Annotated in this window: 11 protein-coding genes; 1 reads left to right on the top strand and 10 read right to left on the bottom strand. The window is 64.7% G+C overall.

What is annotated here, in order from left to right; genetic code table 11:
• Positions 1–29: 29 nt before the first annotated feature.
• Together FJ311_08410 and FJ311_08405 are read right to left on the bottom strand one after the other, a co-directional pair.
• Positions 30–2,420, bottom strand: coding sequence for a hypothetical protein (locus tag FJ311_08410; GenBank protein MBM3951461.1), 2,391 nt, complete (start codon positions 2,418–2,420; stop codon positions 30–32).
• Between the two features lie 93 nt (positions 2,421–2,513).
• A complete protein-coding gene (locus FJ311_08405) occupies positions 2,514–4,079 on the bottom strand; it encodes a DASS family sodium-coupled anion symporter (protein MBM3951460.1) in 1,566 nt (521 codons plus the stop codon).
• Between the two features lie 169 nt (positions 4,080–4,248).
• On the opposite strand from FJ311_08405, the gene FJ311_08400 reads away from it, so the two are divergent.
• Positions 4,249–4,992, top strand: coding sequence for a Crp/Fnr family transcriptional regulator (locus FJ311_08400; protein ID MBM3951459.1), 744 nt, complete (start codon positions 4,249–4,251; stop codon positions 4,990–4,992).
• On the opposite strand, the gene FJ311_08395 is transcribed toward FJ311_08400, so the two are convergent.
• The 8 genes from FJ311_08395 to phaC form a co-directional block, all read right to left on the bottom strand.
• Positions 4,985–6,319, bottom strand: a complete 1,335-nt coding sequence (locus FJ311_08395) for a class I SAM-dependent RNA methyltransferase (GenBank protein ID MBM3951458.1) — start codon at positions 6,317–6,319, stop codon at positions 4,985–4,987. The genes FJ311_08400 and FJ311_08395 overlap by 8 nt on opposite strands.
• The gene (locus FJ311_08390; GenBank protein ID MBM3951457.1) at positions 6,316–6,903 is read right to left on the bottom strand and encodes an ABC transporter; all 588 of its coding nucleotides are present in this window, start codon (positions 6,901–6,903) and stop codon (positions 6,316–6,318) included. The genes FJ311_08395 and FJ311_08390 overlap by 4 nt, the downstream gene beginning before the upstream one ends.
• Before the next feature lie 13 nt (positions 6,904–6,916).
• Complete coding sequence (locus FJ311_08385; protein MBM3951456.1) at positions 6,917–7,852, bottom strand: MCE family protein; 936 nt, start codon at positions 7,850–7,852, stop codon at positions 6,917–6,919.
• Positions 7,849–8,679 carry an ABC transporter ATP-binding protein gene (locus FJ311_08380; GenBank protein MBM3951455.1) on the bottom strand — a complete coding sequence of 277 codons (831 nt, stop codon included), beginning with the start codon at positions 8,677–8,679 and terminating at the stop codon, positions 7,849–7,851. Before FJ311_08380 ends, FJ311_08385 begins: the two co-directional genes overlap by 4 nt.
• Before the next feature lie 14 nt (positions 8,680–8,693).
• A complete protein-coding gene (locus tag FJ311_08375; protein ID MBM3951454.1) occupies positions 8,694–9,509 on the bottom strand; it encodes an ABC transporter permease in 816 nt (271 codons plus the stop codon).
• An 8-nt stretch (positions 9,510–9,517) separates the two neighbouring features.
• A complete protein-coding gene (locus FJ311_08370; protein ID MBM3951453.1) occupies positions 9,518–9,850 on the bottom strand; it encodes an STAS domain-containing protein in 333 nt (110 codons plus the stop codon).
• Positions 9,851–9,867: 17 nt separating this feature from the next.
• The gene (locus FJ311_08365) at positions 9,868–11,586 is read right to left on the bottom strand and encodes a GAF domain-containing protein (protein MBM3951452.1); all 1,719 of its coding nucleotides are present in this window, start codon (positions 11,584–11,586) and stop codon (positions 9,868–9,870) included.
• A gap of 10 nt (positions 11,587–11,596) precedes the next feature.
• Positions 11,597–12,952 (bottom strand): class I poly(R)-hydroxyalkanoic acid synthase (phaC, locus tag FJ311_08360; protein MBM3951451.1); only part of this gene is annotated, 1,356 nt, incomplete at its 5' end.

Here is a 12,952-nt window from a genome sequence, read left to right as displayed (position 1 = left end):
CCGAGTTATAGCGTGCCGGATCGTCCGCGTCAGCGTTTCTTGAAGTTGATGAACAAGGCCGACGTCCAGACCTTGGCGTCGTCCACTTGGCGGGCGAAAAGGTAGACCGGGCGGTGGCCGTGCGGACCGTTGACCGGATCGACCGTAAGCCGGCCGGAAACGTCGCGCGGCGCGAGTTTTTCGCTCATGCGCTCGAAAGCGAGGAACATCTCGACCCCGGGCAGATGCTTGGCAAGACGGGTACCCGCGAGCAGTTCGGCCCCGCTAACTTCCCATTCGAATGTAGGACAATGAACGAATGGGTTGCCCTTCAGGGGATCGCCGACCTTGACGTAACCGTCGATCGTGCCGGCGACGCGGATCTTGGCGGTGGCGAGGTGGGAGACGTCGAGCTCAATCGCGTCCACGTCGCCGTAGGTATCGCTCCTGAAGCCGACGGTGGTCGCCGATTCGCGCCAGCAGGTTTCCTCCAGGTGCTCGAAGCCGCGCCCGGCGAAATCATTGATCACCGCGTCGGTGACGGTGATGGTCCCTTTCCACGCCGCCCAGCGGTAACGGTCCTTGATGCGCGCGCCGCCCCAGCGAAAGCGGATTTTGCGCGGGCTCAAGCCCAGTTCCTTCTGCAAGTCGCGCCGCCAGAAGGGGCCGGTGTGGTCATAAGCGACGATTTCGTCCCAGCCGGCATCGCCGAGGAAGCGGTAATCGAGCGTCGCTTGACCTCGGTGCATGAACTCATCGCCCATCAGATGTTTGCCGCACGCGAGCAAACCAAAGGTCCGCTCGCCGGTGGCGGCGAAAGTATGGCGCGCACGCAGCGCCCGGCCGACCGACTTGCGGTCCAGCTTGGGCGCGATCAGGCCGGCGATGCCGCCTTTGGTGCCGAACACCGCCGTGCCCGGCACGCCGCCGCCGCAGCGGCCGCGATGCTCGTCGCCGGCCATGCTGGCGCCGATCTTGTAGCCGCGCTCCATCGCTTCCTGATAGAGCCAGCCGAAGTGGCCCCAGCTCGAGCCGATCTCGATCAGTTTTTCCAGCGTCGGATAATGCCAATCGAGGATGCAACGCCGCCCGCCGACGTGCGGGATCAAGAGATGCCCCTCCGGGTCTTTGGCATAAGCCGCCCATAACTCCTCCAGCGGCCAGGCGCCGGGAGTCACTTCCGCCGAGCGCATGTCCTCGTTCCATTCGACCGAGCGGACGTGTTCGCCGCTCTTGAGAAACGGGAATTCCGGCTCGCCGTCGTGCAGAAAGACCACGTTGTGGTCGCCGCCGGCGCAGGATGATCCGCACCATTCGGTGCCGGGAAAGGCGACGAAGCGGCCCGGCTCGTTGATCTCGCGGATCAACTCGACCGTCTTTTTCCAGCGTTCGGTGGTGATGTTGAAATCGTTGTGGGCGAAAGCCAGCACGTCGAGTCCCGAAACGTCGCGGCCGTAGGTCAGGTTGTAGGTGGTCGAGTTGGTGCCGATGGTGTCCTCGGAATGGACGTGCAGATCGCAGTAATAGACGCGCGGCGCGGGTAGATCCGTGTCGACCGTGACGTAGAATGTCTTCGGTTTGACCCAAGGATGGCCGGGCAGGCGCGCGGTGACGGCAAGTTCGCCCGCCTTGGCCGAGGGCAGGTCGTCAAGCCTGAGCACCGCCCAACCCTTGCCCGCAAGCCTGGTTTTCTTTTCGTAGATCGGCTTGCCGTCGAGGGTGGCGGCGATCTCGATTTCCTCGGGCGAATTCCAGCAGGTGTTGCCCCATTCGTCCTCGGCCCGCACCCGGAGCGGAAATGGCTCGCGCGTGCGGACGGCGCGCGAGCCCGCCCATTGCAGCTGCGCCGGCGCGCCGGGAACGACCGGGATCATGAGATCGGGCTGGATGGCGGCGAAGCGCGAGGTGCCGAGCGGATCGACGTAGCAGCGGAAGCGGAAATTCTCCTCGACGAAGGTCTGCACCCGGGTGCCGGGACCGCCGAACCGCCGGTCGCCGAGACGGATGACGATGTGGTCGCCCGCCTTGAGGAAGCCGTCGAAAGTGTCGACGATCACCGCCTTCTGGAATGGGCGCTCGTGTCCCTTCTGGTCGAAACGAACTTTCAGGTATTGCACCGTGGCCGGGCTTTGCCCCTCGACCAAGGGGCCCGCGTGGTATTCGGCGCTGACGTAGTTGGCACCCTTGGGATCGGTGGTCTGAAACAGCGCCCAGTCGGAATAGAACTTGAAGGTCGCCTTGAACCAGGAGCCGTCGGCCATGCCCGAGGCGCCCAATTCGTAGTCGATGACGATTTCCTGCCACGACCCGGCGACGACCTTTTCGACGTTGCACGAAACCCGCCCGAGGAACGGCATATCCTTGGTCTTGGCGTAAAGCCCCTTGGGCGCGATGTAGTTGCCGAGCCTCTTCTTCAGTTCGGCATCGGTCATTTTTTTCATGGGCTACTCCTTGGGCAACGAGCCGGGACGATGGTCCCGCTTTCCGCCCGCGCCAAGAGGGCGCGGGCGGGGCGGAACGGACGAGATCGAGACTCAGAACGGCCAGGGGGCTTTCGGATTCCACACCGGAATGCCGAGCAGCGCATACCACGGCGCCATGACCACGATGCCGTAGGCGATCGCGATCAGGATGGATAACCATCCGACCTTGGCATAGTCGGTGGTCGAAAACCTATCGGTGCCGTAGGCGATGACCGCCGCCGTGATCTGCGTCGGCAGGATGTAGGCGAAGGTGTCGGTGTCGCACACCAGCAACGTCAAGGCGACCGGATGCAGATCGAGCTTGGGCGCCATGGCGAAGATGATCGGCGCCAGCATGGCGATAGCGGCGACGTTGGAGAGCATGCCGATACGGATGACGTGAGTCCCGAGCATTAACACCAACAGCACGCCCCACCACGGCATCCCGGCGACGGTGCCCTGGATGCCGTCGGCGAACCACTTGGCCAACCCCGACTTGGTCATGGCGCTGGTCATGGTGATGGCGCCGCCGAGCAGAAGGAAGGTGCCCCACATAGTGTTGGCCTGGACTTGGCGCCAAGTGAATGGGAACAGGCCGGGAATGAACAGGATCAGCATCCCGATCAGGCCGATGACGCCGAGCGGCAGGCGATGCAATTCGTAAATCGGATTGCCACGCCCGAACAGGAAGGCGAGCGCCACAATCCCGAACAGGATGAGCAGCGTCCATTCGGCGCGGCTCATCGGACCGAGATCCCGGTGCATGGCATGGATGCGGGCGTGGCCGCCGGCGACCTCGACGCCGCCGGTCTTAAAGTGGTAACGCACCCACATCTGAGTCAGAGCGAACATGCCGAGATACGGGAACTGCAGCAGTGCCCATTGCAGGTAGCCGATTCGAAATCCAGCTTTCTCGAACAGATCGACCATAATCAGGTTGGGCAGGTGCGCGGTCATGATGAACACGCCGCAGATCATCGAGCCGTAGACCATCGCCTGGATGACGATCGCCTTCTTGGCGTCCTTCTCGCGATCCGAGTCGCCCAAGAGATCGCAGATGCCGTTGATTACCGGCAGCAGCGTCGCGGCGCGCGCGTTCGCCGCCGGAATCAGGAAAGAAAGAACGATATTGACGTAAAAGAAACCCCAGATCACGCGACCGACGTTGTTGGCCTTGATCCAATCGAGGATGGCGAGTGCGATCCGCCGGTCGAGCTTCAGGAGCTGCATGATTGCCGCAACCAGGAAGGCGAACAGGCAGAGCCAGACGACCGGGCCGACGAAGCCCGAAAGCGCGTCGCGTAGCGGCGGATTGCCCTTGTCCCAGGGAAACGCCTTGGTCATGATCAGTAGCGTCGGGATGCCCATGCCGGTGATACCGACCGGCATCGCCTCGGTAACCCACATCACGCTCGCCCACACGACGATAGCGAGGACCGCCATGCCCTCCTTGCTCAGTCCCTTGGGCGCGGGCAGCACCCAGAGGATCAGCGCGAACGCGATCCACGCGGCGAAAAACCCGATCAGGACTCGTTTCGGATTGCCGCCCGCCTTGCGGATGTTTTCGGCAATAAAGTCGAAAGGACCCGCCGTGCCCGAAGGCGCGGTCGCGGTCGCAACGTTCGTTTCGCTGGCCATGTGCTCTCCCCATCCCTCGCCGGATAGGCCCGGCTTGGGACCGACGGTAAATGAAGACTCTGGCGCCGTGTGTGAAGCGGTTCACAATTCGCGAAATTCCGCTAAAATAGCGTCGTTCCGTTGGCGTCGGCCGGAACCAGGTTTTTCAAGGTATTGACCGGCGCCCGTTGTGCGGGTGCGAAAGGCGGAGGAGAACGCGGTGCAACACGGCAGTTGGGAATCCCGGCGCGCCCTGATCGCCCGCAATTTCCTGTTCGCGAACCTGACGGCGGGCGAACTCGACAAGGTGCTCGCGCTCGCCCGCGTCACCCGCTACGCCGCGCGCGAGGTGGTCTGGCGCAAGGGCGACTACGGCAACGGCATGATGGCGGTGCTGGCCGGGCATGTGAAACTGGGGGCCCGCGCCGCGAGCGGGCGCGAGCTTGCCTTCGGCATCGTCAAGCCCGGCGAAATTTTCGGCGAGATCGCGCTGCTCGACGGCCAAGCGCGCTCGGTCGATGCCACCGCCCTCGACGCGTGCGAAATCCTGTTCATCGACCGGCGCGACTTCATTCCTTTTCTCGCCGGCCATCCCGACATCGCCATCCGGCTGATGACGACGTTGTGCGCGCGCCTCCGGCGCACCGGCCAGAAGGTGGAGGATTCGGCGCTCGGCCTCGCGCCCCGGCTCGCGCGCAGCCTGCTGCAGCTTGCCGATCATCACGGCCGGTCGTCGCCAGAGGGCCTCCGGATCGAATGTCGGCTCAGCCAGCGCGATCTCGGCCAGTTGATCGGCATGTCGCGCGAAAGCGTCAACAAACAGCTCGGCCGGTGGCGGCGCCAGGGCCTGATCGCGTTTGAACACCGCGTCCTGGTTATCCGCGATCCCGGCCTGTTCCGCCATCTGGCGGAACCCGCTCCGGCGATCAATTGAGTCTGGAAAAAATCGCCACCAGCTCCAGATGCGCGGAATAGAGGAACTGATCGACCGGCGTCGCCCGCTCGAGCGTCCAGCTGCCGTCCGCCAAAATTCGGGCGTCGCGCGCAAAAGTGGCGGGGTTGCACGACACCATCACGAGGCGACGCAGGCCTCGGACGCGAGCGAGGATCTGGCATTGCGCCTTGGCCCCGGTGCGGGGCGGATCGAGCACGACCGCATCAAAATCGCCGAGTTCGTCCGCAAGCAGCGGGCGGCGATCGAGGTCGCGGCCCGTGACCGAGAGCCGGCCGGCGAGACAGGCGCGGTTAGCGCCTCGGCGCAGCGCTTCGGCGAGTCCCGGCTCGCGCTCGAATGCGGCGACCTTCCGGCGCATATTGTCGGGGTCCAAGGCCAACGGCAGCGAAAACGTGCCGATCCCGGCGAAGAGATCGGCGACGCGACGCGCGCGCCCCATACCTTCGACCACCAGCCGTTGCAGGGTCATCTCGCCCCAGGCGCTCGGCTGGAGAAAGCCGCCCGGGGGAAATTCCATCTCCGCGCCGCCGAGGATGAACCGGCAGGGGGCACGCTGGACCACGGTTTCGGGAGGGGCGCCGGAATCGGCGTCACGCCAGGAAACGCGCGCCACGCCGTGGCGGGTGGCCAAGTCGGCGATGCGCGCACGCGCGCGTGCGCCCGGCTCGCGCGCGGCGACCGCTAACACGTCGAGCGCGCCGTCCACGTCGGTCGCCGCGGCCTGGCCGCGCTCGCCCGCCGCCAGAAACGCGCCCATCAACTCCGGCAACGCCGGTAGAAGCCGGTTGAGCCTTTCCGTCAACAGCAGGCAGTTCGCAATCGGAACAATGCGCCGCGTGGCGCGAGCGTTGAATCCGGTCGCGACCGCGCCCTCGCGCGCTTCGGCGGCGAATGTCGCGCGGCGGCGAAGCGCGGCCGGATCGTCGGGTGCCGGCGATAGCATTGGATCGATCTTGGCCGTCACTCCCTGGCGCGCGAGCGCGTCGCCGACGAGGCCGCCTTTCCAGCGGGCGTAGGCTTCGGGGACCAAGTGCTGAACCGCGCAGCCGCCGCATTCGCCGTAATGGGGGCACGGCGGAAGCCGGCGATCCGCGCCCGGTTTGACCAACGTCATCAGGCGTCCCGCGACCCCGTCGCCACGAGGGCTACCGATCAGCACGTCGGCCACGTCGCCGGGTGCCGTGAGCGGCACGTAGACCGGCACGCCTTCACGGCGCCCGATGCCGTCGCCGAGGCCGCCCAGACCTTCGATGGTCAGACGAACGATCTTTCCGGAATCGGGAATGGTAGGACGCCGGGCGTTCACTTGCGCGCGAGATCGGCGACGAACTGGGCGTAGGCCGCATCGAGCGCCTTGTTGAGCGCCCGCACCGCCGCCTCGACCGAATTGTTGTCGGCGGCAACACTTGCCTTGTAGACCTCGAGCAGGACGAGGCGGCCGTCGGCGCGGCGCACCGCAAGCTCGACTTCCAGCACGCCTTGCGGGCTCGTGCCCTCGACCTTTTCGAGGCGAATGATCCGCCCGGTCAGCACGTAATTGGCCGAGGCGCGCACCTCCGGCGTCGTTACCATGTCGGCGATGCGTCCGGCGCGCAGAAAGGCGACCAGTTGGTCGCGCAGAAGAACCGGCGGCGGCTCGATCCAAAAATGGTAGTTGTATTCCCGCACCCGGTGCGGCTGGTCGGGCTCGGTGTAGACGATCGGCCGCCCGGCGACGAGGCCGTCGGCGCTGAAGCGGTTGACCTCGATCGTACCCTTGAGGAGCGGTGTCGCCCTCGGCGCCGGCGGTGCCGCCTGAAGCCGATAATAGCTGTCGGCCGGAACCTCGGGTTGGGCGCAGGCCGCGAGCGCGAAGGCCAACAACAGCGCCGGTCGGAAGATGGATGTCATCGGGAATCGCTCCTCAGCGCGCGGGCGCCGTGTCCTTGGGCGGCGTACCGCCCATCAACAGGCCCGGATTCTGTCGGATCTGGCGGCTGAATTCGAACATGTTGCGCGCCGCGCCCTCCAGGTTTTGATTGATCGAATCGACGTGGCGCGTGATCGATTCGATCACGTAGCGCACGTCGGCGCGATTGTCGGCGACCAACCCGCGCGAGAGCGCGGCGAGCTGGTCCAGTTCATGAGCCGCCTTGTCGAGGTTGACGATGGTACGCTCGAGCTTTTCGCGGTTCTCGGGCGAGAGCAGCGCGCTGATTTCTTCGCTGTTCTTTTTCATCCGGTCGGTGAAATCCTGAATGTTGCCGGCGATGACCGGAACCCGTGCGTTGATATCCTCGATCATGGCGGCGGCGTTGCGCACCAGACCCTTGCCGTCCTTTTCGAGGATCGCAAGCACTTCGGTCGTCACTTGATTGAGGTTGGCGAGCAGCGGCTTGACGCTCTGTTCGGCGAGCTGGCCGAGATCGCCCGCCACCGACGACACCACCGCCATGATGTTGGCCGCTTCCTGGCTTTTGACCTGGCCGCCGGGCTTGAGCGCGTTCGCCGATTGGCCCGCCTGGATGCTGATGGTGATGGCCGCAAGCAAGCCCGGCGCGGCGATGGTCGCGACGCTGTCCTCGGGAATGCGCCAGCCCTGGCGGACGGCGAAATCGACGCGAAAGGTCATGCGGCCGGCCTCGGGAACCGGGGTCACGGTTTCGACCTGACCGATGGGATAGCCTTCGTACATCACTTGGGTTCCGAACTTGACGCCGGTGACGTTGCGGTAGATTGCATAATAGGGATCGGTCGCGCCCGTTCGCCCGCTGAGCACAGCGATCGCCACCACCAGACCGACGATCGAGGCGATCACGAACAACCCGACCGCGAAGTAGTTGATACGGCTTGCTTTCATAAGGTGGCTGTCCCGGTGGCGGATTCGCCGGTCAGGCGGGTGAGATAGGCGTCGACGTCGAGGTCCGCGTCCTCGGGCCGGCGGTTGAGCAGGTTCTGGATGCGCTCGCTCGGATGTGCCCGCAGCTCCGCGACCGTGCCGATAAACAAAATCTTGCCTTGGTCGAGCACGGTGACGCGGTCGGCGATCTTAAATACGCTTTCCAGCTCGTGAGTCACGACCACCACGCTCATGCGCATGGCATCGCGCAGACGCAGGATCAGATCGTCGAGCGCCGAGGAAACCACCGGATCGAGCCCGGCCGAGGGTTCGTCGCAGAACAGGATCTTCGGGTCCATGACGATGGCGCGCGCCATTGCCGCGCGCTTGATCATGCCGCCCGACAGTTCGGACGGCATCAGGTTCTCGAATCCGGCCAGGTTGACGACTTCGAGCTTCATGCGCGCCATGATTTCCATGGTCTTGCGATCGAGGTCGGTGTGCTCGTAGAGCGGCAGCATAATGTTCTCGCCGACGGTCATGGAACTGAACAGGGCGCCCCCTTGGAAGGCGACGCCGGTCTTCTTGCGCAACTCCACCAGCTCGCGCGGGCCGAGTTGGGCAACGTCTTCCCCCAGAATGCGGATTAAGCCCGAGGTCTGCCGTTCGAGCGCCATCAGGTGGCGCAACAAGGTGCTTTTGCCCGAGCCGGAGCCGCCCATGATGGCCATGATCTCGCCCTCGCGCACGTCCATGCTGACGCCCTTGAGGATCATGCGCTTGCCGTAGTGGGTCACGAGGTTGTCGACCTCGATCAGCTTGACGTCGGTATTGATGTTCGGGTTCATGGCGGGGCGCGGCGTCAACGGGTCACGACGAAAGCGAACACCATGTCGGTGACCACGATCGCGGAAATGGACTGAACCACGGCGCGGGTCGTCACCCGTCCGACTCCCTCGGCGCCGCCGGTCACCGCCGCGCCGTTGACCACGCCGATGACCGCGATCAAAACGGCAAACAACGCGCTTTTCGCGAGCCCGTGCATCAAGTCATCGGTCGACAGTATCTCCTTCACCTCGTCAAAATACCCGGCCAGGGATATGCCGAGTTCGGCGTTGACGTAGAGGCCGGCGGCGAACAAGCCGACCACGTCGCTGAAGAAAGTCAGGCACGGCACCATGACTACGGTGCCGAGCAGCGCCGGCACCACCAGGAAACGAACCGGGTTGATGCCCATGACGTAGAGAGCGTCGATTTCCTGGTTGATCTTCATGGTGCCGATGCGCGCGGCGAGCGCCGAGCCGGATCGCCCGGCGACCAGGATGCCGGTGATCAGCGGCGCGAATTCGCGGGTCATCGAGAGCGCGATGCCGATGGTCACGCGCGTTTCCGCGCCGAAAATGCGGAGCGTATGGATCCCCTGGATCGCCAGCATGATGCCGATGGTTGCCGCCATCAGCCCGATGATCGGAATCGCCTGGATACCGATCTCCATCATCTGCTGGAAGATCGACGGCAGCCGGACCGGCTGGCGCAGCCGGCGACCCATCACCAGCCAATAGAGGCTTTCGACCACCAGCGACCCGGCGGTGCCGACTTCCTCGATCGCGGTGACGACCGAGCGGCCGATTTTCTCGACCCGGGTGGCGAACGACGACGTGGCGGAATCGCCGGGCATGCGAAAGATCAACGAACCTTGGCGAGGCCGTCGGCCACGCTCGGGCAAATGGTGAAGACCTTGTCCATGCGCGCGAGGTTGAGAACGCGCAACGCGCTATCGCTTACCGCCGCCAAGGCAAATTTCTGGCCGGTCTTGCGCGCCTTTTGATAGGCCTCGATCAACGAAGCGACGCCGGAACTGTCGATGTACTGCACGCCCGAGAGGTCGACAATTATCGGCAGGTGGCGGGCAACGGTCTCAAGCAGCACCTTGCGCGCTTCCGGTGACGTCTTGAGGTCGACGTCGCCTTCGAAGGCGACGACGAGCGTCCCGTCGTTCTCCGTCACACGGTGCTTCATCCGATCCTCCTCTTCCCTCAAGCAATCCGCTTCGCCAGTCGCAGCACGTTGCCCCCGTTCGACGGCGGGTCCAGAAATGCGACCTCGTCCATTATCTCCCGTATTAGATGGGTGCCAAGCCCGCCCGGCCGAATATCTTCAAGATTTCTCGGACGAACGGTGTTGGGATCGATCGTGGGCGCGAAGTCTTTGAGAAATAAGATTAATTTTTTACCATCGCGGATGATTTCAACGACGATCTCGCCGTCGGGGATGTCTTTGTAGGCGTGGCGAATGATGTTTTGACAGGCTTCGTCGACGGCCAGCGTCACGTCCTTGGCGACGCCGTCGGAACAGCCCGCCAAGCGACTGGCCTCGCCGACCACCGCCCGTATCAGACGCAGCCGGTCGGCCACCGCCGGGGTTCGCAGACTCAGGACCGTGATGGCCTCGGCATCAAGTTCCGCCGACGCGGGCGAAGACCGGTCGGCGCGTCGGGCGGCGGCGACGCGGTCGTCGACGGCCAGCAGGGTAACGTCGTCGCGCAGGACCGCCTGCGAACCGGTCAGGGACTCCGCCACCCGTGAAATCCGCCGTTGGACGGATTCGGACGGTGCGCGGGTCAACATCGCCTTCAAGCCGTCGAGGCCGAGTTCTCGGCCGGAATCGACGTAGCCCTCGGTCACACCGTCAGTGAACGCATACAGCGCCCCTCCGCCGAGCGGAACCGCGACCTCGGGGAACGACTCGTCCGGCTCGCCGGGAACGACGCCGACCGGGGGCATTTCCGCCGCGAATTCGACGAACGTTCCGTCGGGCGAATGGAGTTGGAGCGGCTCGTGCCCGGCGTTGCTGAACCGGACCAATCCGGTGCGCGGATCGTAGATGCCGACGATCATGGTGATGAACATGCCTAGCGTCGCGGTTTCGGCGATTTCGGCGTTGATCCGGGCCAGCAACCGGCCCGGCTGATGAATGGTTTTGCCGAGGCAGCGGAACAGACTTGCCGCCTTGGCCATCAAAAGCGCGGCGTTGATCCCCTTGCCGGACACGTCGCCGAGGGCGAAGCAGATGCGCCCGTCGGGCAGCGGAAAGAAATCGTAGAAGTCGCCCGAAACGGTGCGAGCGGGATGATTGATTCCGTGAACCGGAAAGTCATCGGCCGGCGCCTCGGGCAACAGCGAACGTTGAATTTCGGCGGCCAGCTCGAGTTCGCGCCGGACGCGCTCCTGTTCGACCAGTTCGGCCGCCATGCGCGCATTCAGGATGGCGAGCGCGGCTGAGGATGCCAGCGCCTCGAGTAGGTGCAAATCGTCGTCGTCGAACAGGCCGTCACCGCCGCGCTTGTTGACGAGCTGGATCGCGCCGATGCGCTCGTCCTTGACGCTGAGCGGCGCACATAGGATCGAGCGCGTGGTGAACCCGGTCTTCGCGTCGACCGAACGATTGAACTGGGGATCGCGGCTGACGTCGCGGACGATTTCGCAGGCGTTGCAGCTGACCGCGCGGCCGGCAATGCCCTGGTCGGCGGCGATGGTCAGCCCGACGATATCGACCGGCCCGACCGAGGCATGGCAGCGCAATTTCGTCCCGCTCGGATCGAGCATGAAAAGCGCGCCGGCCTCGGCCTCGACGTGGCTGGCGATGCGACGCAGCGCGGCGCCGAGCGTTTGGTCAATGTCGAGCGTCGAGGCGAAATCGCGGCCGATCGCGGCTACAAGTTCCATCGCCTCGTCGCGATCGCGCGGGGATTGCATTGCGCCGGCCTCAGGCCCGCGTCTTGACGTAGTCGCCGGGCGCCGGCCCGAGGGCCTCGAGCCCGTCCTTGCCCGGAATGCGCGCGGGGTGGCGGCCGTCCGCGAACTCGCCGAGCCAGCGCATCCAATCGGTCCACCACGAGCCGTCGTGCGCGGTCGCGCCCGCGAGCCAGGCTTCGGGGGTTTTCGGCGTCTGCGTGTTCAGCCAGAAGCCGTACTTGTTCGCGGCTGGCGGATTGATGACCCCGGCGATATGGCCGGATGCGGCAAGCGCGAAGCGGACCGGGCCGCCCAGCACGCGAGTCGCGGCGTAAACAGACTTCCACGGCGCGATGTGGTCTTCGCGCGTCGCCAGCACGTAAGTCGGAATTTGGATGCGGCCGAGATCGAGCGGAACACCCGCCAACGTCAATGCGCCGGGCTCGATCAGTTTGTTCTCCAGGTACATCTTGCGCAGATAGAACTTGTGCATCATCGCCGGCATGCGGGTGCTGTCGGCGTTCCAATAGAGCAAGTCGAACGGCGGCGGTTCGCGCCCCAAGAAATAATTGTTGATTACGAAAGACCATATCAGGTCGTTGTCGCGCATCAGATTGAACACCCGCGCCATTTGATGGCCGTCGAGATAGCCCTTGCGGTCCATGTGCGCGTCGAGCCGAGCGAGTTGATCCTCGTCGATGAAGACGGCGAGTTCGCCCGCGTCGGTAAAATCGAGCATGGTGGTGAGCAGCGTCAGCGAGGCAAGCCGGCGATCTTTCTTCGCCGCCAACCACGCCGCGGTCGACGCCGCGAGGGTGCCGCCAATGCAATAGCCGACAAGGTTGACGTCTTTTTCCCCGGTCGCCTTGGCGATCGCGTCCATGGCCGCGAGCGGGCCCTCGCGCAGGTAATCGTCGAAACTCTTGTGGGCGAGCGACGCGTCGGGGTTGACCCAGGATATGACGAACACCGTCTGACCCTGCTCCACCGTCCAGCGCAGAAACGAATTCTTCGGCTGCAGATCAAGCACGTAGTACTTGTTGATCCACGGCGGCACCACCAGGAGCGGGCGTTTGGCGACGTCGGCGGTCAACGGCTCGTATTGGATCAGTTCCATCAGGTCGTTGCGTGCCACCACCTTGCCCGGTGTCGCCGCGATGTTCTCGCCGAGGCGAAACGCCGCGGTGTCGGTCATCGAAATCCGAAGCCGCCCTTCGCCCTTTTCCAGATCGCCGAGGAAATGGTCGAGGCCGCGAACCAGATTCGCGCCCTTTTCGGCCGCGATCGCGCGTTGCACCTTCGGGTTCGTGGAGGGAAAATTGGTCGGCGCGAGCGCGTCCGCGATCAGGCGCAGGTAGAACTCCGCCTTGCGGCGCTGGGCGGGATC

The sequence above is a fragment of the Rhodospirillales bacterium genome, from assembly GCA_016872535.1.
Classification (GTDB): domain Bacteria; phylum Pseudomonadota; class Alphaproteobacteria; order Rhodospirillales; family 2-12-FULL-67-15; genus 2-12-FULL-67-15.
This window is presented reverse-complemented; position numbering and strand designations above follow the sequence as displayed.

Bases quoted from the DNA above. Each gene is read 5' to 3' on its own strand.
- FJ311_08410 (MBM3951461.1), bottom strand. From the start codon at position 2,420: ATGAAAAAAATGACCGATGCCGAACTGAAGAAGAGGCTCGGCAACTAC.
- FJ311_08405 (MBM3951460.1), bottom strand. From the start codon at position 4,079: ATGGCCAGCGAAACGAACGTTGCGACCGCGACCGCGCCTTCGGGCACG.
- FJ311_08390 (MBM3951457.1), bottom strand. From the start codon at position 6,903: ATGACATCCATCTTCCGACCGGCGCTGTTGTTGGCCTTCGCGCTCGCG.
- FJ311_08385 (MBM3951456.1), bottom strand. From the start codon at position 7,852: ATGAAAGCAAGCCGTATCAACTACTTCGCGGTCGGGTTGTTCGTGATC.
- FJ311_08380 (MBM3951455.1), bottom strand. From the start codon at position 8,679: ATGAACCCGAACATCAATACCGACGTCAAGCTGATCGAGGTCGACAAC.
- FJ311_08375 (MBM3951454.1), bottom strand. From the start codon at position 9,509: ATGCCCGGCGATTCCGCCACGTCGTCGTTCGCCACCCGGGTCGAGAAA.
- FJ311_08370 (MBM3951453.1), bottom strand. From the start codon at position 9,850: ATGAAGCACCGTGTGACGGAGAACGACGGGACGCTCGTCGTCGCCTTC.
- FJ311_08365 (MBM3951452.1), bottom strand. From the start codon at position 11,586: ATGCAATCCCCGCGCGATCGCGACGAGGCGATGGAACTTGTAGCCGCG.